17 protein-coding genes are annotated in these 20348 nt (G+C 67.4%); 9 read left to right on the top strand and 8 right to left on the bottom strand.

Annotation, left to right across the window (positions count from 1 at the left end):
* The first annotated feature begins 142 nt into the window (after positions 1-142).
* The 3 genes from OQF70_RS04030 to OQF70_RS04020 all read left to right on the top strand — a co-directional run bounded on the left by OQF70_RS04030 (position 143) and on the right by OQF70_RS04020 (position 6258).
* Positions 143-1708, top strand: coding sequence for a phenylalanine--tRNA ligase subunit alpha (locus OQF70_RS04030; protein WP_280535985.1), 1566 nt, complete (start codon positions 143-145; stop codon positions 1706-1708).
* Positions 1708-3531 (top strand): phenylalanine--tRNA ligase beta subunit-related protein, encoded by a 1824-nt coding sequence (locus tag OQF70_RS04025; protein WP_280535984.1) that lies wholly within the window; start codon positions 1708-1710, stop codon positions 3529-3531. The genes OQF70_RS04030 and OQF70_RS04025 overlap by 1 nt, the downstream gene beginning before the upstream one ends.
* Positions 3532-3615: 84 nt before the next feature.
* Complete coding sequence (locus tag OQF70_RS04020; RefSeq protein WP_280535983.1) at positions 3616-6258, top strand: valine--tRNA ligase; 2643 nt, start codon at positions 3616-3618, stop codon at positions 6256-6258.
* 29 nt (positions 6259-6287) lie between these two features.
* On the opposite strand, the gene OQF70_RS04015 is transcribed toward OQF70_RS04020, so the two are convergent.
* Positions 6288-7343, bottom strand: coding sequence for a quinone-dependent dihydroorotate dehydrogenase (locus tag OQF70_RS04015; protein WP_280535982.1), 1056 nt, complete (start codon positions 7341-7343; stop codon positions 6288-6290).
* A 176-nt stretch (positions 7344-7519) separates the two neighbouring features.
* Here OQF70_RS04015 and OQF70_RS04010 point away from each other — a divergent pair, with 176 nt between their 5' ends.
* On the top strand, positions 7520-7666 hold the full coding sequence (locus OQF70_RS04010) for a hypothetical protein (RefSeq protein WP_177167465.1): 147 nt from the start codon (positions 7520-7522) through the stop codon (positions 7664-7666).
* A gap of 38 nt (positions 7667-7704) precedes the next feature.
* Here the strand turns inward: OQF70_RS04010 and OQF70_RS04005 are convergent, their stop codons facing one another.
* Positions 7705-8106, bottom strand: a complete 402-nt coding sequence (locus OQF70_RS04005) for a cupin domain-containing protein (RefSeq protein ID WP_280535981.1) — start codon at positions 8104-8106, stop codon at positions 7705-7707.
* A 102-nt stretch (positions 8107-8208) separates the two neighbouring features.
* On the opposite strand from OQF70_RS04005, the gene OQF70_RS04000 reads away from it, so the two are divergent.
* Positions 8209-8895 (top strand): DUF5828 family protein, encoded by a 687-nt coding sequence (locus tag OQF70_RS04000; RefSeq protein ID WP_280535980.1) that lies wholly within the window; start codon positions 8209-8211, stop codon positions 8893-8895.
* 51 nt (positions 8896-8946) lie between these two features.
* A complete protein-coding gene (thrC, locus tag OQF70_RS03995) occupies positions 8947-10230 on the top strand; it encodes a threonine synthase (RefSeq protein ID WP_280535979.1) in 1284 nt (427 codons plus the stop codon).
* Between the two features lie 115 nt (positions 10231-10345).
* Here thrC and serA read toward each other — a convergent pair whose 3' ends face one another.
* Positions 10346-11950 carry a phosphoglycerate dehydrogenase gene (gene serA / locus OQF70_RS03990; protein WP_280535978.1) on the bottom strand — a complete coding sequence of 535 codons (1605 nt, stop codon included), beginning with the start codon at positions 11948-11950 and terminating at the stop codon, positions 10346-10348.
* Between the two features lie 229 nt (positions 11951-12179).
* On the opposite strand from serA, the gene OQF70_RS03985 reads away from it, so the two are divergent.
* Positions 12180-13460, top strand: a complete 1281-nt coding sequence (locus OQF70_RS03985) for a hemolysin family protein (RefSeq protein WP_280535976.1) — start codon at positions 12180-12182, stop codon at positions 13458-13460.
* A 15-nt stretch (positions 13461-13475) separates the two neighbouring features.
* Here the strand turns inward: OQF70_RS03985 and thpR are convergent, their stop codons facing one another.
* Positions 13476-14108: an RNA 2',3'-cyclic phosphodiesterase gene (gene thpR / locus OQF70_RS03980; protein ID WP_280535975.1), complete on the bottom strand. Its 633-nt coding sequence runs from the start codon at positions 14106-14108 to the stop codon at positions 13476-13478.
* A 129-nt stretch (positions 14109-14237) separates the two neighbouring features.
* On the opposite strand from thpR, the gene OQF70_RS03975 reads away from it, so the two are divergent.
* Together OQF70_RS03975 and OQF70_RS03970 are read left to right on the top strand one after the other, a co-directional pair.
* Positions 14238-15206 (top strand): tetratricopeptide repeat protein, encoded by a 969-nt coding sequence (locus tag OQF70_RS03975; protein WP_280535974.1) that lies wholly within the window; start codon positions 14238-14240, stop codon positions 15204-15206.
* Positions 15207-15506, top strand: coding sequence for a DUF424 family protein (locus tag OQF70_RS03970; RefSeq protein ID WP_092816754.1), 300 nt, complete (start codon positions 15207-15209; stop codon positions 15504-15506).
* Positions 15507-15549: 43 nt separating this feature from the next.
* Here OQF70_RS03970 and OQF70_RS03965 read toward each other — a convergent pair whose 3' ends face one another.
* The 4 genes from OQF70_RS03965 to OQF70_RS03950 all read right to left on the bottom strand — a co-directional run bounded on the left by OQF70_RS03965 (position 15550) and on the right by OQF70_RS03950 (position 20314).
* On the bottom strand, positions 15550-16266 hold the full coding sequence (locus OQF70_RS03965; RefSeq protein WP_280536052.1) for a TOBE domain-containing protein: 717 nt from the start codon (positions 16264-16266) through the stop codon (positions 15550-15552).
* A gap of 878 nt (positions 16267-17144) precedes the next feature.
* A complete protein-coding gene (locus OQF70_RS03960; protein ID WP_280535973.1) occupies positions 17145-17744 on the bottom strand; it encodes a hypothetical protein in 600 nt (199 codons plus the stop codon).
* Between the two features lie 221 nt (positions 17745-17965).
* Positions 17966-18394, bottom strand: a complete 429-nt coding sequence (locus OQF70_RS03955; protein WP_280535972.1) for a hypothetical protein — start codon at positions 18392-18394, stop codon at positions 17966-17968.
* A 171-nt stretch (positions 18395-18565) separates the two neighbouring features.
* Positions 18566-20314: a PAS domain-containing protein gene (locus OQF70_RS03950; protein ID WP_280535971.1), complete on the bottom strand. Its 1749-nt coding sequence runs from the start codon at positions 20312-20314 to the stop codon at positions 18566-18568.
* Positions 20315-20348 lie beyond the last annotated feature (34 nt).

Genomic DNA, 20348 nt, shown 5'->3' with positions numbered 1-20348 from the left:
CGGCGAGGCGGTGAAACCGCGCGCACCCCGTTCGTGACTCGCTTCCGTTCGGATCCATCGACCGAACACGGAACGCTTACGACGCTCACGCCGCCGAACGTACGCACGAGAGACGCCGCCGACCACACGATACATTCACCATATGCGACTCACGGAATCCCAACTCGCGGTCCTTGAGGCCGCGAGCGCGACCGACGACCGACCGATCGACGATCTCGCGGCCGAGATCGGCGAGAAGCCCGAGACGGTCACCCGAGCCGCCTTCGAGCTCGCGGACGAGGGCCTGCTCGCGGTCAGCGAGGCCGAGCAGGTCTCGGTGACCGTCACCGACGAGGGCGGCGAGTACGTCGAAACGGCACTCCCGGAGATCCAGCTCCACCGGGCGGCCCTCGACGCCGGCGCCGACGACGCGCCCCAGTCGATGGGCGAGGTCATCGGTGGAGCCGACCTCGAGGGCGGCGCCGTCGACATCGCCCTCTCGAACTACGCCCGCAAGGGCTACGGGAGCATCGAATCCGGCGAGATCACCGCCGACCCCGACGTCGATCCCGCGGACGACTCCGAATCGCTCGCGCTCGAGGCGATCGCCTCGGCGGGTCCCGCTGAGACGGCTCCCGACGAGACGGCGTCCGACCGGGACGCCTCCATCGAGCCCCCCGAATCGATCGACGCCGACGTTCTCGGGAGCCTGGAGCGCCGCGGACTCATCGAGCGAAGCGAGTCGACCGTGCGCTCGGTCACTCTCACCGACGACGGCGTCACCGCCCTGATGGAGGGGATCGAGACGGCCGAGACGGTCGACCGGCTCACGCCCGAACTGCTCACGAGCGGGGAGTGGCGGGACGTGGAGTTCGCCGAGTACAACGTCGAGGCGGACGCCGAGACCGCGACCGGCGGGCGCAAACACATCCTCCGACAGACGGCCGACCGCGTGAAGGACGTCCTCGTCGGGATGGGCTTTCGGGAGATGGAGGGCCCGCACGCGGATTCGGAGTTCTGGATCAACGACTGCCTGTTCATGCCTCAGGACCACCCCGCGCGGACCCACTGGGACCAGTTCGCGCTCGATCTCCCGCCGATGGAGTCGATCCCGCCGGGGCTGCTCGACCGCGTCGAGCGCGCCCATCGGGAGGGCTGGGGCGAGGACGGCGACGGCTACCACTCGCCGTGGACCGAGGACGTCGCGCGGGCGATCGACCTGCGCGGTCACACCACCTCGCTGTCGATGCGGCACCTCTCCGGGTTCGCGCTCGGCGACCTGGAACCGCCACAGCGGTTCTTTTCGGTCGAGAAGGTCTACCGCAACGACACCCTCGACCCGACCCACCTGCTCGAGTTCTTCCAGATCGAGGGCTGGGTGATGGCCGAGAACCTCTCGGTGCGGGACCTGATGGGCACCTTCGAGGAGTTCTACCGGCAGTTCGGGATCACCGACGTACAGTTCAAACCGCACTACAACCCCTACACGGAACCGTCCTTCGAGCTGTTCGGCCGTCACCCCGAGACGGACGAGCTCATCGAGATCGGCAACTCGGGACTGTTCCGCCAGGAGGTGCTCGGCCCGCTCGGCGTCGAGTGCGACGTGATGGCGTGGGGACTCGCCCTGGAGCGACTCTTAATGTTGATGTACGGCTTCGACGACATCCGCGACGTGCACGGGACGCTGTGTGATCTGGAACTGCTGCGGGAGACGGAGGTGGTGCGGTAATGCCCGTCGTCGACGTCGACCCCGACGAGCTGCGCGAGCTGACCGGCCACGAGAAGACCGACGAGGAGTTCGTCGACGACCTGTTCGCGCTCGGGCTGGAGTTCGAGGGCGAAACCGAGGACGGCGACCTCCAACTCGAGTTCGCCCCTGACCGCCTGGATCGTCTCTCCGTGGAGGGGATCGCCCGCTCGCTGCGCTACCACTACGGCGATGCCCGCGGCGTCCACGTTCCCGACACGAACGACGCCGACTGGACGATCGAGGTCGCGAGATCGGTCCCCGACGAGCGTCCGTACGTCACCGGCGCGGTCGTTCGCGGCGTGGATCTGGACGACGACGCGCTCGACTCGCTCATCCAGCTCCAGGAGAAGCTGCACGCGACGATGGGCCGCAAGCGCGCGAAGGGCGCGATCGGCATCCACGACCTCGCGATGCTCAAGGGCAACGCGGGGGGCGACGGCGACGGCAACGCGATCACCTACCGCGGGGTCGACCCCGAGGGTGACACGTTCGTCCCGCTCGATTCGGACGCCGAGATGACGCCCGCGGACGTGCTCGAGGATCACGATACCGGCCGCACCTACGCCGACCTCGTCGCCGAGTACGACCGCTACCCGGCGATCTACGACGACCTCGGGCTCTTCTCGTTCCCGCCGGTCATCAACGGGCGTCGGACCGAGGTGACCACGGGCAGCCGCGAGCTGCTCGTCGAGATGACGGGAACCGACCAGTGGACGATCGACCGGATGCTCGCGATCGTCTGTTACGCGCTCTCCGCCCGTGGCGCCACGATCGAGGACGTCGAGATCGCGTATCCCGACGGCGACGCTGACGGCGCGTCCGGTGCTGACGGTGGAGCCGGTGCTGACGGCGCCGCCGACGTCGAGCCGATCGCCGGCGGGAGCGACTCACCGACCGCATCCCACCCGAGCGCCGGGCGGACGCTCGTCCGGCCCGACCTCGAGGTGACCGAGAAGTCGGTTTCCCACGACCGCATCGAGTCGACGATCGGCGTCTCCTTCGAGCCCGACGAGGTCGTCGACCTCTTCGAGCGCTCCGGTCTCGACGCGACCTATTCGCTGGGCGAGGACGTCGTCTACGACGTCGAGATACCGCCCTACCGCGTCGACGTGCTCCACCCCTACGACCTCGTGGACGATGTCGGGCGCGCCTACGGGTTCAACGACCTCGAACCGCGGTATCCAGACGTCGGGACCGTCGGCGGCCGCCACGACCGATCGCGCCTCGAGGACGCGGCCCGCGACAGCCTCGTCGGGCTCGGCTTCGAGGACCTGCTCAACTTCCACATGATAAGCGGCCCGGAGAACTACGACCGGCTGCGCGTCGACCCCGGCACCGACGTCGTCGGGGGCGGCGAGCCCGTCGAGATCACCGAACCCTACAGCGAGGACTACACGCAGCTGCGCACGTGGGCGCTCCCGTCGCTGTTGATGGTCCTTGAGCGGAACACCCACCGGGCGTACCCCCAGGACCTCGCGGAGATCGGGCTGGCGGCCGAGCGCGACGAGACCGAGAACACGAACGTCGCCGAACGCCGAACGGTCGCGGGGGTCCTCGCTCGGACCGACGCGAGCTACGAGGACGCGAAGGCCCGACTGCAGGCGGTCTGTCGCGACTTCGACGTCGACCTCGCGACGCCGCCGACCGACCATCCGACCTTCATCGACGGGCGGACCGCCGCGATCGTGATCGACGGCGAGACCGTCGGCGTGATCGGCGAGGTCCATCCCGCCGTGCTCGTCGAGCACGACCTGGAGCTGCCGGTGGCGGCCTTCGAGTTCCGACTGGACGCGCTCGAGTAGGCGGAAGCCGGACGGTTCTCCCGACGGCCGTCGCTGCACCGATCGAGGCGCTTAACAGGGAACCGGCGGTATCGACAGCCAAGAATGCCCAGCGGAGAGTATGACCCCGACGCCGCCGAGGCGCGCTGGCAGCGCCGGTGGGTCGACGACGAGACGTTCGCCTATCCGGAGGAGACCGCCGACCCCGACACCGCCTTCGCGATCGACACGCCCCCGCCGACCGTTTCGGGGAACCTCCACTGGGGCCACGTTTACGGCTCGATCCTTCAGGACGTCGTCGCCCGATTCCACCGGATGAACGGCCGCGACGTCCTCTACCCGTTCGGCTACGACGACAACGGGATCGCCTCCGAGCGGCTGACCGAGCGCGAACTCGACGTCCGCCATCAGGACTTCGAGCGCCGCGAGTTCCAGCGCAAGTGTCGGGAGGTCTGCCGGGAGTACGAGGCCGACTTCACCGAGAAGATGCAGGGGATGGGCCTGTCGATCGACTGGAACAACACCTACCGCACCATCTCACCGGAGGTCCAGCGCGTCTCCCAGCTCTCGTTCATCGATCTCTACGAGAAGGGTCGCGAGTATCGCGAGCAGGCACCCGCCATCTGGTGTCCAGAGTGTGAGACCGCCATCTCGCAGGTCGAAACCGAGGACGACGAGCAGGACTCCCACTTCCACGACATCGAGTTCACCGTCGCCGACTCCGGCGAGGGATTCACCATCTCCACCACGCGGCCGGAGCTGTTGCCCGCCTGCGTCGCCGTCTTCGTCCACCCCGACGACGACGAGAACCAGCACCTCGTCGGCGAGGCGGCGACGATCCCGTTGTTCGGCCACGACGTGCCGATCATCGCGGACGACCGCGTCGATATGGAGACGGGGTCAGGAATCGTGATGTGTTGTACCTTCGGCGACCAGAACGACATCGAGTGGTACCAGGCTCACGACCTCGACCTCCGCGTCGCCATCGACGAGTCGGGCCATATGACCGACGTGGCCGGCCCCTACGAAGGGATGCACTCCGCGGAGGCCCGCGAAGCGATCGTGAGCGACCTCGACGAGGAGGACGCGCTGCTGGACCGCCGCGCGATCACCCACACCGTCAACGTCCACGAGCGTTGCGGCGTCGGCGTCGAGTTCCTCGTCACCGAGCAGTGGTACGTGAAGGTCCTCGACAAGCGCGAGGAGTACCTTCAGGCCGGCCGCGATATGGAGTGGTTCCCGGAGAAGATGTTCACGCGGTATGAACACTGGGTCGAGGGGCTCCAGTGGGACTGGCTCATCTCCCGGCAGCGATCCTCGGGCATCCCGTTCCCGGTCTGGTACTGCGCGGACTGTGACCACGAGATCGTCGCCGAGAAGGACGACCTCCCCGTCGACCCCCTCTCCGACGACCCGCCCGCCGACGCCTGTCCCGAGTGTGGCCACGGGGAGTTCGTTCCCGAGGACGACGTGCTCGACACCTGGGCCACCTCCTCGCTCACGCCGCTCATCAACGCCGGCTGGGATTACGACGCCGACGCCGGCGAGTTCACGATGGACCGGCCGGAGATCTACCCGATGGACGTCCGCCCGCAGGGCCACGACATCATCTCCTTCTGGCTGTTCCACACGGTGATCAAGTGTTACGAGCACACCGGCGAGGTGCCCTTCGAGTCGACGATGATCAACGGGATGGTCCTCGATGAAAACCGCGAGAAGATGTCGAAATCGAAGGGCAACGTCGTCGATCCCGACGCCGTGATGGAAAAGTTCCCTGTCGACGCCGCCCGCTTCTGGGCCGCCGGCTCCGCGATCGGCGACGACCTCCCCTACCAGGAGAAGGGCCTGCGCGCGGGCGAGAAGCTCATTCGCAAGCTGTGGAACGCCTCGAAGCTGGTCGAGTCGCTGGCCCCCGAACCGTACCCCGACCGTCCCGACGAGCTGGCCGAGCTCGACCGGTGGCTGCTCGCGGAGATCGACCGGGAGCTCCAGCGGCTCACGGAGCACCTCGAGAACCGGGAGTTCTCGAAGGCCCGCGACGGCCTCCGGACGTTCTTCTGGGGCACCTTCTGTGACGACTACCTCGAGATCGCCAAACAGCGGGAGGACGCATCGGCCCGGTACACCCTTCGGACGGCCCACCGCCGGTTCCTGAAGCTGTTCGCCCCGCTGCTTGCCCACGTGACCGAGGAGATCTGGCACGCCGAGTACGCCGCCGACGCCGCCGATGAGGCGTCCGCCGAGACGCCCGCGGCCGCCGAGTCGATCCACCTCGCCGACTGGCCCGACCCGCTCGGGCTCGAGGCGGACCACGACGCCGGCGAGCTCGCGATGGCGGTCGTCGGCGCGCTCCGGAAGTTCAAAAGCGATCGGGGGCTCCCGCTCAACGCGCCCATCGACGTCGTCGAGGTGTACGGAGACGTCCGCGGCTTCGAGGATGACGTCACCGGCGTGATGCACGTCGGGGACCTGCGCGTCCATCCCGACGCGGAGGCGCCCGTCGAGACGGTCACGACCGGGATCGACCTCGACTATGCCACGGTCGGGCCGGCCTACGGCGGCGACGTCCCCGACATTGAGGCCGGGATCGAGGCCGGCGAGTACGAACTCGTCGACGGCGAGCTACACGTTGCCGGTCACGAGCTGTCCCCCGAGGAGTTCACGGTCGAAACCGACCGACAGTATCAGGGCGAGGGCGACCTGATCGAGGCCGGTGACGCCGCCGTGATCGTGCGGACGGACGACTGAGCGGTCCCCACTGCGAATGTGGAGCGGACTTACAGATCGGCGCCGACGGCGTCCTCGACCGACTCGAACCCGTCGCGATCGAGCAACTCGAGAAGCCCCTCGTTGATGTCGCGAGCCACGCTCGGTCCCTGATACACCAACCCGGTGTATAGCTGGACGACCGACGCGCCGGCGCGGATCTTCTCGTAGGCGCCGTACGCGTCGTCGACTCCACCCACGCCGACGATCGGCACGTCGGTTCGTTCGGCGATGAACCGGATCAGGTCGGTCGCGGTCCCCTCGATCGGCTTGCCGGAGAGGCCGCCGCGTTCGGCACGCTGCGGGCTCTGCAGCGAGTCCGGCCGGTCCGTCGTCGTGTTGGTCGCGATCACGCCGTCCAGACCGAGGTCGTCGACGACCGCAAGCGCCTCCTCGATGGCGGGTCGCGGCAGGTCCGGTGAGAGTTTCACGAGCAGCGGATCGGCGCCGGCGTCGGTAAGCGTCCCCAGGATGGACTCGAGGGCGTCCCGGTCCTGCAGCGACCGGAGTCCGGGCGTGTTCGGACTCGAAACGTTGACCACGAAGTAGTCGCCGGCGTCCGCGACGCGCTCGTAGGTGTACTCGTAGTCCCCGGGTGCCTCCGCGAGCGGCGTCGACTTCGACTTCCCGATGTTGATCCCGACCGGGACGGTCGGAAGCGGCTCGTCATCGAGTCGCCGGCCGACGCGATCGGCGCCCTGATTGTTGAACCCCATCCGGTTGATGAGTCCGCTGTCCTCCCGCAACCGGAACATCCGTGGCCGCGGGTTTCCGGGCTGTGCCTCCGCGGTGACGCCGCCGACCTCGACGTGGCCGAACCCGAGCGCGGCCAACGCGCGCGGGATCTCCGCGTTCTTGTCGAATCCCGCGGCGACGCCGACCGGGTTCGGGAACGAGCAGCCGAACGCCGCGGTTCGCAACCGGGGATCCTCGACGACGTACCGTCGCCGGAGGAGGTCCGTCACCGGGGTTCCCTGGACCGTCCGCAACAGCCGGTGGATCGACCGGTGTGCCGTCTCCGCCGGGAGCGCGAACAGCGCCGGCTTGCACGCGTCGTAGACGTTCATCGTCGAAGCGGTCGCGCCCGACGGTCAAGAATCCCGGCATCCTCCCGGCGGGGATTCGGCACGCGCCGTGTGCCGCGTTCGACCGAAATCGACATCGACGCGTTCGACGGACGCCGCCGCCGCCGCGTTCGACCGAAGCCGACACGTTGATTTATGCAGCCGGCGGATGCTGGGATATGCAGGAACTGATAACGGCAGCGACCGTCGCGGCCGGCGTCGCCGTCGTGGGGATGACGATCGTGATGCTCTGGTTCGTGTGGGACTCCCGGAACGACGAGGTACACGCGCCCGGAAACGGCGATAGCGACGGCGACGCCGCCTGATCCGACTCGACCGATCCCGATCGTCCCCGCTCTATCGGTCACTCCGCGCCGGCGTCGTCATCCGGCTCGTTCGGGTCGTACTGCCTGGCGTCGCCCGTCGTCTGCGGGGCCCCGATCGCCAGGATCTCGATCGATTCTGCGGCGTCCGCGGGGTTGTACGCGCGCTGTGGATCGCCCGGCTCGACGACGAACAGGGATCCGGACGGTACCGTGTAGGTTTTCTCCGGCGTCTCGACGGCCAGCTCGCCCGCCAGTACGTAGAACGCTTCCTCCTGTTTCTCGTGGAAATGGTACCGGAGCGGGATCGATTCGCCCGGGTCGGCCCGATAGCGGTTCATCGCGACGTGCTCGAGTTCCGCAGGCTCGGTCAGCGCACGCTGCTCGCAGGGCCGATCGGGGGTGGGATCGATCGCGTCGGGATCGACGATACGGTAGCCCATGGCCGTCCCCTCTCGGCCGATCGACAAAAAACGCGGCGACGCCAGACCGCGCGGCCTGCCGGAGGGGCTTTACGGCTCCGTTACGTACGCCTCGGCTAACCGATGGAAGAGAGCATCTCCGGGTTCAAGATCCGCGGGGACTGGGGGGATATGGTTGAACACGGCGAGAAGATCACGCAGGCGCTTCGGGAGGCCGACGTCAACGACGACGCCTTCCACGAGTGGGACGAGTGGCGCCCGCGCGCCCACGAGCTGATCGACGAGGACGTCTCGGCGAAGACCGCAGAACAGGCCTCCGTGAGCAAGGGCGAGGGGGAAAAGGCGGGCAAGAGTGCGAGCGAGGACATGCAGACCGCCGGCGAGAAGCTCTCGGAGTCCTACGAGAAGGTCGAGGCCGGCGACAACGAGGGCGCGATCGACCGGTGGGGTGAGTCGATCGAACACGTCGCGCGTGCCGCCGACTCCGCCGGTCGGAAGGCCATCCGAAAGGTCGAGGACACCGTCTATCGCAACGTGATGACCCAGCTTGCGCCGTACTACTTCGACAACGAACTGATAAGCGCCAACATTCAGCGCGTCGGCCGCGGCGAGGCGGACGAGGAGTTCGTCTTCGAGGTGAACGTCAACGACGACGACCTGAAGGCGGAGGTCTCGGACATCCTCGCGGAGTACGAATCCACGGTCGATCGATGGCACGTCGCGACCGAAAAGGAGACCGCCAACCTGGAGGCGGCCGAGGGCGTCGATCTCCCCGAGACCGAGGACGAGTCGAAGTCGACGACGACCTGATGCCCCGCTCGGACCGCCCACCTTTTACGTCGGCGGGGTAACCCTCGAACGATGACGCTCGACCTCGACACGCCCGCGCCGGACGCTCCCGAGTGCGCCGACGACGGAGTGTGGCTCGCCTGTATCGCGTGCGGCTCCACGTTCGCCCCCTTCGAGGACGTCCGCTACACCTGTGACGACTGTGACGGCCTGCTCGAGGCCCGCTACGCGACCCCGCCGACCTTCGAGGACTTCGGCGAGGGCGCGTCCGCGGACGGCCCCGACCGCGGCGTCTGGCGGTACCGGGAGGCGCTCCCGTTCGATATCGGCGTCACCCTACCGGAGGGCGACACGCCGCTGCACACCGTCCCACGGCTCGAGGCCGACGTCGGCGTCGAGACGCTCCGAGTCAAACACGAGGGAATGAACCCGACGGGCTCGTTCAAGGACCGCGGAATGACCGTCGGCGTCCGCGTCGCCGAGGAGCTCGGCGTCGGCGCGCTCGCGTGCGCCTCCACGGGCAACACCTCGGCCGCGCTCGCAGCCTACGGCGGCCGGGCGGACCTCGAGACGCTCGTCCTCCTCCCGGCGGGCAAGGTTGCCGCCGGCAAGATCGCCCAGGCGAGCCTCCACGACGCGCGGATCCTCGAGGTCGACGGCAACTTCGACGCCTGCCTCGACATCGTTCAGGAGCTCGCCGCTCGCGGGAAGGCGTACCTGCTCAACTCGTTGAACCCCTTCCGGCTCGAGGGCCAGAAGACGATCGGCTTCGAGATCCTCGAGGCGTTCCACGCCGATCACGACACCTACCCCGACCGGATCGTGTTGCCGGTCGGCAACGCGGGCAACACCGCCGCCCTGTACAAGGCCTTCCGCGAGCTCGTCCAGTCCGGCGCGCTCGACGTCGACGACGTCCCCAAACTCACCGGCGTCCAGGCCGAGGGCGCCGCCCCGATGGTCGAGGCGATCGAGGACGGGGCCGAGGAAGTCCGGCGCTGGGAGGACGTCGAGACGCGCGCGACCGCGATCCGCATCGGCAATCCGGTCAACGCGCCGAAGGCGCTGCCCGGGATCCGGAACACCGGCGGCACCGCCGTCGCCGTCTCCGACGACGAGATCACCGACGCCCAACGCGCACTCGCCGCCGAGGGCGTCGGCGTCGAACCCGCCTCCGCCGCCAGCGTGGCCGGCCTGCGGAAACTCCGCCGCCAGGGCGTCGTTGACGATGACGAACGCGTCGTCTGTCTGACCACGGGACACCTCCTCAAGGACCCCGACGCCGCCTACGAGGCCGGCAACGACCCCGAGCCCGTCGACAACGACGTCGACGCGGTGCTCGAGCTGCTCGAAGAATAGGTCGGCTCCCGGCTCCACGGGAGGATTCGATGGTGATCGGTGTCGGTTCGAGACGTCTCGACGGCGATTCGGCGACGGTTCGATCGGCCGGACCACCCGACCGCTCGTCGCTGTATTATTCCTCGCGCCCGTTCGCCGCGTCGAGGGTGATGTCCGTCACCGAGATGATCCGGTCGTCAGCAAGCAGCTCCTCGACCGCCGCATCCGGTACCTCCTGGTCGAGGTTGTAGACCGTGATCGCCTCGCCGCCGTGGACCTCGCGGGCGTTGAACATCCCGGCGATATTCACGTCGTGGTCGCCGAGGACGGTCCCGATGAGGCCGATGACGCCCGGCTTGTCCGCGTTCCGGGCGACGAGCATGTGCCCGTAGGGGACCGCATCGACGCGGAACCCGTCGATCCGGACGATCCGGGGGTCGTCGCCGGCGAACAGCGTTCCCTCCACCGACAGCTCCTCGTCGCCGTTGTGGACGGTGACGCGAACGACGCTCTGGAAGTCCTCGCTCTGTCGGCTCTTCGACTCCACGACGTCGATCCCGCGGTCCTCGGCGAGCTGTGGCGCGTTCACCGCGTTGACCTGCCACTCGAGCGGCTCGAAGACGCCCTTCAGGGCCGAGGCGGTGACGAGATCGACCTCCTCCGCGGCGATGTCGCCCTCGTAGGTCACCTCGATCCGGGAGATTCGTTCCTCGAGCAGCTGTGCGGCCACCTTCCCCGCGGTCTCGGCCAGGTCGATGTAGGGCTCGATGCGCGGGAACGCGCTCTCGTCGACCGAGGGCGCGTTGAGCGCGTTGATGACCGGCTCGTCGTTGAACGCCGCGATCACTGCGTCGGCGGTGTCGGTCGCGACGTTCTCCTGGGCCGCCTCCGTCGAGGCACCGAGATGCGGGGTGACGACGACGTCCTCGACGTCCAAAAGCGGCGAGTCGGTCGGCAGGGGCTCGGTCGCGAAGGAGTCGAGCGCCGCCCCCGCCAGCACGCCGTCGTCGACGGCCGCCGCGAGGGCATCCTCGTCGACGATTCCGCCGCGGGCGCAGTTGATGAGGTAGCCGCCCTCGAGCTGGGCGAGCTCCGCCTCGCCGATCATCCCCTCGGTTTCGGGCAACAGCGGCGTGTGGATCGTCGCGAAGTCGCCGGCCGCGAGCGCGTCGTGGAGGTCCTCGATGAGCTCCGCGCCCATCCGTTCGGCGCGTTCCTGGGAGATGTAGGGGTCATAGACCACGAGGTCCATTCCGAGCGAGTCGAGCCGTTTGGCGACCTCCTGGCCGACGCGCCCGAGGCCGACGATCGTGAGCGTCTTGTTGTTCACCTCGGCGCCGAGGAACTCGCCTTTCGCCCACTCGCCGTCCTTCAGGCGGCCGTGCGCCTGCGGGATCGAGCGCGCGACCGCGAAGGTCATCGCCACCGTGTGTTCGGCGGCGGCGCGGACGTTCCCCTCCGGCGCGTTCGCCACGATGACGCCGTGGTCGGTCGCGGCGTCGATGTCGATGTTGTCGACGCCGATACCGGCCCGCCCGACGATGACGAGGTCCTCGGCCGCCTCGAAGACGTCGCGTGAGACCTCGGTCCCCGATCGAACGATCAGGGCGTTGACGCCCTCGACCGCCTCGATGAGCTCCGCGCCACCCTCGATGTCGTAGTCGGTTTCAACCGTATAGCCCGCCTCTCGGAGCCGATCGAGGCCCGCGTCCGCGATCGGATCGGTCACGAGAACGTTCATATCTGAACCGATCCGCGTCGGGTGGTTAATCCTTTTTCATCGACGGCTGTGGGCCGTGTTCCGTGGTATCACGGCATTCGGTTACGATTCTCAGGACGTGTTTTTTCGATCCGTTTCGCCGACTTTCGATCCGGTCGCCGGCGATCGACCCGAGCGTTCGTGGCCGGCGCGTACGATCGCCCGAGCGTTCGTGGCCGACGCTTATGGGCCTCTCACGCGAAGCATCCGTATGAACGCCTCAGCGATCGGTGCGGGACTTGTCACCATCCTGGCGTTGACCGCGATCAGCGCCTTCTTCTCGAGCAGCGAACTGGCGGTCTTCTCGGTGGGCCGACACCGGATCGATTCGCTCGTCGCGGCCGAAACGCCCGGCTCGGTCGCGCTCGCCCGGCTTCGGGACGACCCCCATCGGTTCCTCGTGACCGTCCTCGTGAGCAACAACGTTGCCAACATTGCCGCCGCTGCCGTCGCCACCGCGGTCCTCGTCCAGGTGCTGCCGCCAAGCCAGGCGGCCACCGGTGCGACCGTCTTCACCTCGGTGTTCGTCATCATCTTCGGGGAGATCGCGCCCAAGTCCTACGCCGTCACCAACGCGGAGCGACACGCGCTGCGCGTCTCCGGGGTGGTCGTCCTGGTCCAGCGCGTCCTCTGGCCGGTGCTCGTCGTCTTCGAGGCGGCCGTCGGCGTCGTCAACCGCGTTACCGGCGGCGAGGCGGGCTTCGAGACCTACCTCTCCCGCGAGGAGATCGAGACGATCGTCCTCTCCGGCGAGGAGACGGGCGTCCTCGAGTCCGACGAGACCGCGATCATCCGACGCGTCCTCGATCTCGATGCCACCGCCGTCACCGCCGTGATGGTGCCGCGAACCGACGTCGTCTCGCTTCCCGTCTCCGCCACGCTCGCCGAGGCGATCGAAACCGGAACCCGTGAGGGGATCACGCGGCTGCCGGTGTACGGGGAGAACCGCGACGACGTTCGCGGCGTTCTCGACGTCCGTGATGCGATGACGCGGGCCGAACCGTCTGACACCCGTCTCGACGAGCTCGGGGATCTCCTCGCCGACCCGACCTTCGTCCCCGAAACGAAACCCCTCGATGAGCTCCTTTCGGAGATGCAGGCCGACGGCGTCCGGCTGGTGCTCGTCGTCGACGAACACGGCGCGGTCGTCGGGCTCGCGACGATGGAGGACGTGATCGAGGAGATCGTCGGCGAGATCGTCGGGCACGGGGAGGTCGATCCGATACGGATCGTCGACGACGGCGTGGCGGTGGTTCGCGGGCGGGCGACGGTCGCCTACCTCAACGAGACGCTCGGGACCGATCTCCCGACGACCGAGGCCTTCGAGACCGTCGCCGGCCTCGTCCACCACCACCTCGGTCGGGTGGCTGCTGAGGGCGACCGCGTCGAACTCGCGGGCGTCACGCTCGAGGTGCTCTCGGCGACGGCGACACGGATCGACCGAGTGCGTGTCACTACCCACCACACGAACGACGCCCGATCACACGACTGACCCTCGGGCGACCGCTCACGACGACAGCGGGAACGACTCGATGGTCTCGTAGACCGGCCCCGACTCGGTCAGCCTCGACCGCTTCAGCCGAACCGCCTCGACGGTGAACGTCCCGATGTCCGCCTCGGCGTTTCGGATCGTCTCCTGCACGAGCTCCTTCCCGCGCGCATCGTCCATCCGGGCCAGGGTCACGTGTGGGGTGAACTCGTGATCGTCGGGCTCGTAGCCGAGGTCGGTCGTTCGAGATTCGATCACCGCTTGAAGCCGCGTCAGTTCGGCCGCTCCATCGCCCACGCCCGCCCAGACCACGCGGATGTACTCGGTTGAGGGAAACGCGCCGAGTCCCCGGATCGACGCCGTGAATGGTTCGACGTTCGCCTTCCGAACCGCCTCTCGTCCGGCCTCGATCACCGCCTCGATCTCGTGGTCGTCGTCCTCCTCGTCGCCCGTTCCTCCGCCGTTCCCCTCCCCGTTTCCGTTCCCCTCGCCGTCGGAGCCCGCCGGAACGTCGCCGAGGAACTCGAGCGTGACGTGCGCCTGCTCGGGGTCGGTGAACCGCAGCCCGTCCGCCGATCGGAGCGTCCCCTGCACTTCGGCGATCCGGTCGGCCAGGTCCGTCGGCAGGTCGACCGCGAAGAACGCGCGCATTCCGCCGATCGATCGGTGCCGGACGGACAAAAGTGCGCCGCCCGGTGTACACTCGTGGTCACCGCATCCAGTGGCCGTGGATCCCCCGTGACGTAACCCTTACCCGCCGCGACCCCCAAATCGCGCCATATGACCGACGAGCCGGACGATCACGACCACGAGTTCTCGGCCGGACAGGGGCTCGAGGAGGACTACGAGGAGTTCACCCTCGACCCGCCGGAGCTGAACGCCGACCCGTCAGCCGTGGACCCGGTCGATACGCGCGTCATCACGGACGCGCTCGACCGCCGGAACATCGCGGACGACCAGGTCGACGTCGAACAGCTGCTCGACGTCGGCCTCTCGTACATGGGGATCAACCGCTTCGAGGAGGCGACGGGCACCTTCGAGCGCGCGGCGATGTACGCCGCGGAGGACTCCCTGGAGGCCCAGGAGTCCTGGGTGAACAAGGGGGTCGCACACGCCGAGCTCGAGGAGTACGACGAGGCGATCGGCGCCTACAAGGAGGCGCTCCGGATCGACGACGACTCCGAACACGCCGCGACCGCGGAGACGAACCTCGCGTACGCGCTCTGGGAGTTCGGCCGCCACGAGGAGGCGCTCGAACACGCCGAACGCGCCGTCGAGATCGATCCGCGATTCGCGCAGGCCTGGTACAACCGCGGGTTCTTCCTGCTCGAGCGTGGCCTGGCCGAGGACGCCGTCACCGCGTTCAACAACGCGATCCGGCTCGGCCATCGGAACGCCGACGTCCTCGAGGAGAAGGCCCGCGCACTCGAGGAGATCGACGAGTACGAGGAGGCGGAGGAGGTCGCCGAGGAGGCCGAACAGCTCCGCCAGGAGCGCGAGCGCGAGCTCGTCGAGGAACACGGCGGTGGCGGGCCGGTGACCGATCGCGAGTCAGGAGGAAACGCCGGCGGTGCCCGGGGGACCGACCCCGGTCGCGGCGGCGGTCGTGGCTCGGGCCGCGGCGGAAACGCCGGCGGCGGCCTCGGCGGGGGGCTTGACGACGTTCTCGGCGGCAACGCCGGCGACGGTATCGACGGCGACTCCGGGGACGGGTCCGACGGCTTCGACTCGGAGCGCGGAGGCCGGTAGATGCTCCTGCGCGAGCGGGACACCCAAAAGGGCGTCCTCGTCTCGGTCTGTGACCCCGACTGTCTGGGGAAGACCTTCGAGAACGAGGCGGCCACGCTCGCGGTCACCGAGGAGTTCTACGGCGGTCCCGACGCGGTCGAGGCGACCCGCGAGGAGGTCGTCGCCGGGCTCCAGCGCGCACAGATCGCGAACATCGTCGGCGAGACGGCCGTCGGCGTCGCCCTCGAGGCCGGCCTCGTCGACGAGGACGCCGTCCTCGAGTTCGACGGGACGCGTCACGCGCAGCTGCTCTGGGTCTAGCGACCGTTCCGGGTCGTTCCGATTCACTCGGAGTCGTTTCGGCTCACTCCGACTCGTTCCGACTCACTCCGTTCTCCCGCACCATCGACGATCGACCCGGAACCATCCGCGTCGCGGTCGCCTTCCAGGTCGCGACGACGATCCGACCCCCGGCCAGCGACAGCCGAGACGCGCTTTCGGACGTCACGAGCGCGGTGACCGTCGTTCCGTCGACGTCGATCGTCACGGTTCGAACGGTTTCACCCGGAGCGACCTCGGTCACGGTTCCCCGAACCCGGTTCCTGGCGCTCGTCGAATCCGGATCGGACGCCCCGTCCGCAGCTGATAGCGTGACCGCGTCCGCGCCGATCCGGAGCTGCACCGCGTCTCCGTCCTCGATCGCGTTCCGCTCCCGCAACGCTCGTACCTCGCCGACCGACGTCTCCGCCGTCGCCAGTTCCCCGTCCACGGCGGTCACCGTTCCCTGGAGGACCGTTTCGGGAACCTGGGCCGCCGCAGTCAGGGCGGCTTGCAGCCGGTCGTATCGCGTCAGCAGCGTTTCCGCCGTCGGCGTGAGCTGGCTGCCGCCGCCGCCGCTTCCTCCCCGCGTCCGCTCCACGAGGGTTCCGAAGCCCTCCTCGAGGGTCTCGATCCGTGTAAGTGCACGCGCTCGCGAGCGCTCGAGCTTCGCACTCGCCGTCGCGACCGATCCCGTCCGGTCGATCGCCTGCAGCAGGGCGGCGTCACGTTCGCCGAACTCCACGCCGTCGGCGGTCAGGATCGCCTCCCCGTAGCCGGGCCGATCTGCCGATCCCTTGGTGTCCTCGGTCACACGCGCCAATCCGTTCGGGGACGTCTTGAAACGGCCGGTTGGGGGACTTCGAGAGACCGGGATCGATCGACGTGGCCGCCTGTCCGGAACGGACCGTCAGTGGAGAGGCGCTCGCCGACATCCCGTGCGCTTCAGCGCCGGGATACAGCCCGTCGGACTGTCCGTCCTGGAACCTTCGTGAACGTACGCGGCTACATTCGATATCGCGATATGTAATTTATACCCGGTGGCGATCCCCCGACGACGTGGTGTGCCGCCGGTCGCACCGAGCGTAGCGGACCGTGGCACTGCCAGCAGCCCCGATTGCTGGACCCGTCCCTTCGACCTGTCGACCGTTCGACGCCGATCGCGCCGACTGCAAACCGTGGAGGAGGACGGGTTCGTCTCGACGTGCCGGGTTTCGGCGATGGTGATCGTCGTTTCGTGGAGGCGTCCACCGCGATCACGGGGTTCCTCACCGTGCTCACCGTCGGCGTCCCATCGTCGCGTCCGGTTCCGAAGCACGTCGTCGGACGGGACGATCACTGCCGAGGACGCCGTCGGAGTTCGACCGACACCTCCGTTCGCGAACGCGTACGCGAACCCGTCAACGTATCGTGATCCCGATCGGAGCCTGATCGAGCGTATCTGCGTGGGACGAACCACACCCGCGTCCGTCCGTCGATCATCGGGCCGTCCCGGTGTTCGTGCCCGTCTCGGTTCGATGAGGGACCTCCAATAAACTATATACCGCGATATTCAATCCGAATTCGGCCGTGGAGATCGTGGGTCTCGATACCGACGGCGCCACATCGATCACGCAGCAGTCGCGACGCCCTGATCGGTCTCTATACCCCCAGCCATTCGTCGTTCCGGATCTCGTACCCGTTCGTCCGACAGAACGCCGCCGCTTGCCGTCGTACCGCTCGAGATCCGGGCAGTTTGCCGTTCTCACGGGATTCCTCGACGATCCAGTTGCTGATCGCCGTGACCCCTTCGTCGTCGTCATCCGCGTCGATCGCTTTGAGCTCCCGGAACGTCTTCTCGTAGGCGTCACGCTGTGACTCGCTGACTTCGGCGTTGGGAATCTCCCGGCTGGCTTCCAGCACCCGCTTCATGGCCGCGGCGATCGTGGGCCGCTGGACTCGCATTCGGACGGCGGCCGGGGAGTCGAACGTCTCCGCGTCCGTGTCCGGAACCAGCTCCTCGACGGTGTAGGTCCCGTCGACCGCGTCGATCTCTCGATCGCCGATCGCCGCGACGACGTCGGCTCCCGTCGCCGGGAACGTCTGTGGATCCATCGTCGACACGAGCTCGTCGACTGCGTCCGCCTCGACCGGCGGTTCCGGTTCATCCCCACGTTCGCGTTCCTCGGCGATGTCCCGCTCCCGCTGACGCCTGTCGGCATCGCGTGCCTGCTTCTCGCGACCGCTTTTGTCGTCTGCCATTCGAAAGAATAGGGCCTCCAGTCGGAAAGGTCTATGGTCGCCCGGGGCGTTCGCGGGTCCATTCGACGCCGTCGCCGGTGATCTCACCCGCGCCGTTGACGGCGTACCCCGATCGTCGCCCGATCGTCGGACTGGGAGGTGGGCTTTCGCCGTCTGCCCTCGATGGCGCTCGTGACGATCGCCGGAACGTGGGTATGGTCGGAACGCGGGTATGGTCGGGGCTACCGCTGGGTCCGACGAACGAACTCGTCAAGTTTCGCGTTGATGAGCGTCGCGACGCGCTCGCTATACTGCCAGAGTGCGTCGTTGAGTCGCGCTTCGGTCTCGTCGTCGAGGTCGTCGCTCCCGCGAAGGACGGTATCCGTCGTGATCTGTGGATGGTACACGCAGACGACTCCGAGTGCGGCGTCCGAACTCGAGGGTCCTCCCGTGTGGATTCCGTACCGGTCGGTACCCCAGACGCCATCGCCGCCCGCCCGCTCCAGTTCGGAGTCGAGTGCATCAAGCGATCGCACCTCCTCGGGGGAGAGGATGGCATCGTCACCTTCGAACAGTTCGGCGTATGCCTCCGTGCGAGCACGTTTCGTCCACTGGTCCAACTGGTCCCGGGCTCGTAGTACGAGTCGTCGCTCATCCGGAAATTCGGCCATACTACGTCTGTGGGCGGCAGGGCAATCAACGTTTGTCCCTTGGTTCGTATCTGTCTCACCAATCTTGTACTTGTGTGGCGGTACCACTGAGTGTACAGCACACCGTGGGCCAACGAGCCTTCACGCGCGACCAGCTGGAAGCCGGCGATCACCCGGCCACCGCCTCGATCGCTAGTCGCCGTTCGAGCCGCCGATCGGCATCTGAAACGTCACCACGCTCCCTCGGGGCTCGTTGTCAGTGATCGTCAACTCCCCGCCGAGCGTCGTCGTGATCCACTCCAACAGCCACAGGCCGATCCCGAGGCTGTGATCCAGTGGCGTCTCCTCACCCGATTCGATCACCTGCCGTTCCAAGTCCGGAATCCCGGGTCCGTTGTCGGCGACACGGATTCGCAGCTGGTCGGCGTCCGGATCCCGCTGTACCGTGATCGTCACTTCGGCCGGTGAGTGATCCGTGTGTTCGATCGCGTTCACGATGGCCTCGTCCATCGCCGTCTTGAACAACTCCGCGTTCCGAACCTGAACGTCCCCATCGCCCTCACACGTACACGTGATGTCCGCATCCGGATACTGTCGCTGATAGGTTTCGACCAGTGACGCCATATCGAGCCGATCCCACGTTCCGGGAGTTTCGGCCGGGTCCCAGATGGATCGAATCTTCGCCGTCTTCTCGGCGGTCTCCTGCATCGATGCGGTCTGGTCTCGAATCGCCGCGATCGACGTGCGGCGCGTTTCGGGATCCAGCCCCTCGTCCTCCAACAGCTCTGCGTGACCGTCGATCACGTTGAGCGCGTTGCGCAAGTTGTGTCGCATCACGCGATTCAACACATCGAGCGTCTGGGTCGTGAGCACCCTCTCGGTCACGTCCTGTTCGATCCCAACGAAATGCGTTATCTCGCCGTGTCCGTTCGTGACGGGGATGATCTTTTGCTTGACTTCGAACAACTCGCCCTGTTTGGTCTGGTTCGTCAGCTCGGCTTCCCAGACCTCGCCGGCCGTGATCGTCTCCCACAACTCCGCGTAGAACGCATCGTCTTGCTGGCCGGATTTGAGGATTCTGGGGTTGAGTCCCGTTGCCTCAGCCGCCGTGTACCCGGTCAATCGCTCGAAGGCGGGATTGACGTAGTCGATCGTTCCCTCGGGGTCGGTGATCAGGATGGCCTTGTCGGATCCCTCGACCTGCCCCTTGAAAAGCGAGAGATCCTGCTCGTACCGCTTCTCAGCGGTAACGTCCTGTTGGTAGCCGAGCCAGTTCCTGACCGAGCCGGCGTCGTCCCGGATCGGTACGAGCGTGACACGGTTCCAGAACATCGAACCGTCCTTCCGATAGTTCCGCAACTCGACGGTCACGGGCTCTTCGGCATCGATCGCGTCTCGCATCCGCGCCACCGGCTCCTCGCGTGTGGCCTCGCCCTGGAGGAATCGGCAGTTCTGACCGAGGACCTCGTCCTGTGGATAGCCGGTGAGTTCACGGAAGCCGTCGTTGACGTGGATGAGCGGGTTGTCGGGCCGGGAGGGATCCGAGATCGTGATGCCGACTGGCGCTTCGTCCATCGCTTGATCGTAGAGCAGTCGGCGGCTTTCGGTATCCACGCCCGTGATCGGGAACACCGACGTTTGCACCCGTTCGGTGTCGTCCCATTCGACCAACGAACTCACGAGGATGGCGCGTTGTGGCTGATCGGTGTCCGTATGGAGATCGACGGTCAGACCGAGGGTGGAGGCGTCGTTCGCTTCGATCCGGGCCGCTTGCTCCCGGAGTGGTGAGCGGGAGTCCGAGGTGACGAGATCCGTGAGTGTAGTGCCGACGAGCTGCGCCCGTGATTCTGCTCCCACGAGTGTACAGAAGCCGGGACTCGCGTAGGCGATCTCAAGACCGGAGTGGATGAGAAACGAGTCCGGGGACGGTTCCGTTCCCATACGTCCCCCCTATCGCTTCGAACCATAAGGGAGT

The organism is Halopenitus sp. POP-27, assembly GCF_029889855.1.
Classification (GTDB): domain Archaea; phylum Halobacteriota; class Halobacteria; order Halobacteriales; family Haloferacaceae; genus Halopenitus; species Halopenitus malekzadehii.
Note: the sequence above shows the minus strand (reverse complement) of the source record. Positions and strands in the feature narration are given on the sequence as shown.

Excerpts from the sequence above, each read along its gene's own strand:
- OQF70_RS03950 (WP_280535971.1), bottom strand. The coding sequence starts at position 20,314 with ATGGGAACGGAACCGTCCCCGGACTCGTTTCTCATCCACTCCGGTCTT.
- serA (WP_280535978.1), bottom strand. The coding sequence starts at position 11,950 with ATGAACGTTCTCGTGACCGATCCGATCGCGGACGCGGGCCTCGATCGG.
- OQF70_RS04010 (WP_177167465.1), top strand. The coding sequence starts at position 7,520 with ATGCAGGAACTGATAACGGCAGCGACCGTCGCGGCCGGCGTCGCCGTC.
- OQF70_RS03970 (WP_092816754.1), top strand. The coding sequence starts at position 15,207 with ATGCTCCTGCGCGAGCGGGACACCCAAAAGGGCGTCCTCGTCTCGGTC.
- OQF70_RS03975 (WP_280535974.1), top strand. The coding sequence starts at position 14,238 with ATGACCGACGAGCCGGACGATCACGACCACGAGTTCTCGGCCGGACAG.
- OQF70_RS04030 (WP_280535985.1), top strand. The coding sequence starts at position 143 with ATGCGACTCACGGAATCCCAACTCGCGGTCCTTGAGGCCGCGAGCGCG.
- OQF70_RS04020 (WP_280535983.1), top strand. The coding sequence starts at position 3,616 with ATGCCCAGCGGAGAGTATGACCCCGACGCCGCCGAGGCGCGCTGGCAG.
- OQF70_RS04025 (WP_280535984.1), top strand. The coding sequence starts at position 1,708 with ATGCCCGTCGTCGACGTCGACCCCGACGAGCTGCGCGAGCTGACCGGC.
- OQF70_RS03985 (WP_280535976.1), top strand. The coding sequence starts at position 12,180 with ATGAACGCCTCAGCGATCGGTGCGGGACTTGTCACCATCCTGGCGTTG.
- OQF70_RS04005 (WP_280535981.1), bottom strand. The coding sequence starts at position 8,106 with ATGGGCTACCGTATCGTCGATCCCGACGCGATCGATCCCACCCCCGAT.
- OQF70_RS04015 (WP_280535982.1), bottom strand. The coding sequence starts at position 7,343 with ATGAACGTCTACGACGCGTGCAAGCCGGCGCTGTTCGCGCTCCCGGCG.
- thpR (WP_280535975.1), bottom strand. The coding sequence starts at position 14,108 with ATGCGCGCGTTCTTCGCGGTCGACCTGCCGACGGACCTGGCCGACCGG.
- OQF70_RS04000 (WP_280535980.1), top strand. The coding sequence starts at position 8,209 with ATGGAAGAGAGCATCTCCGGGTTCAAGATCCGCGGGGACTGGGGGGAT.
- OQF70_RS03960 (WP_280535973.1), bottom strand. The coding sequence starts at position 17,744 with ATGGCAGACGACAAAAGCGGTCGCGAGAAGCAGGCACGCGATGCCGAC.
- OQF70_RS03955 (WP_280535972.1), bottom strand. The coding sequence starts at position 18,394 with ATGGCCGAATTTCCGGATGAGCGACGACTCGTACTACGAGCCCGGGAC.
- thrC (WP_280535979.1), top strand. The coding sequence starts at position 8,947 with ATGACGCTCGACCTCGACACGCCCGCGCCGGACGCTCCCGAGTGCGCC.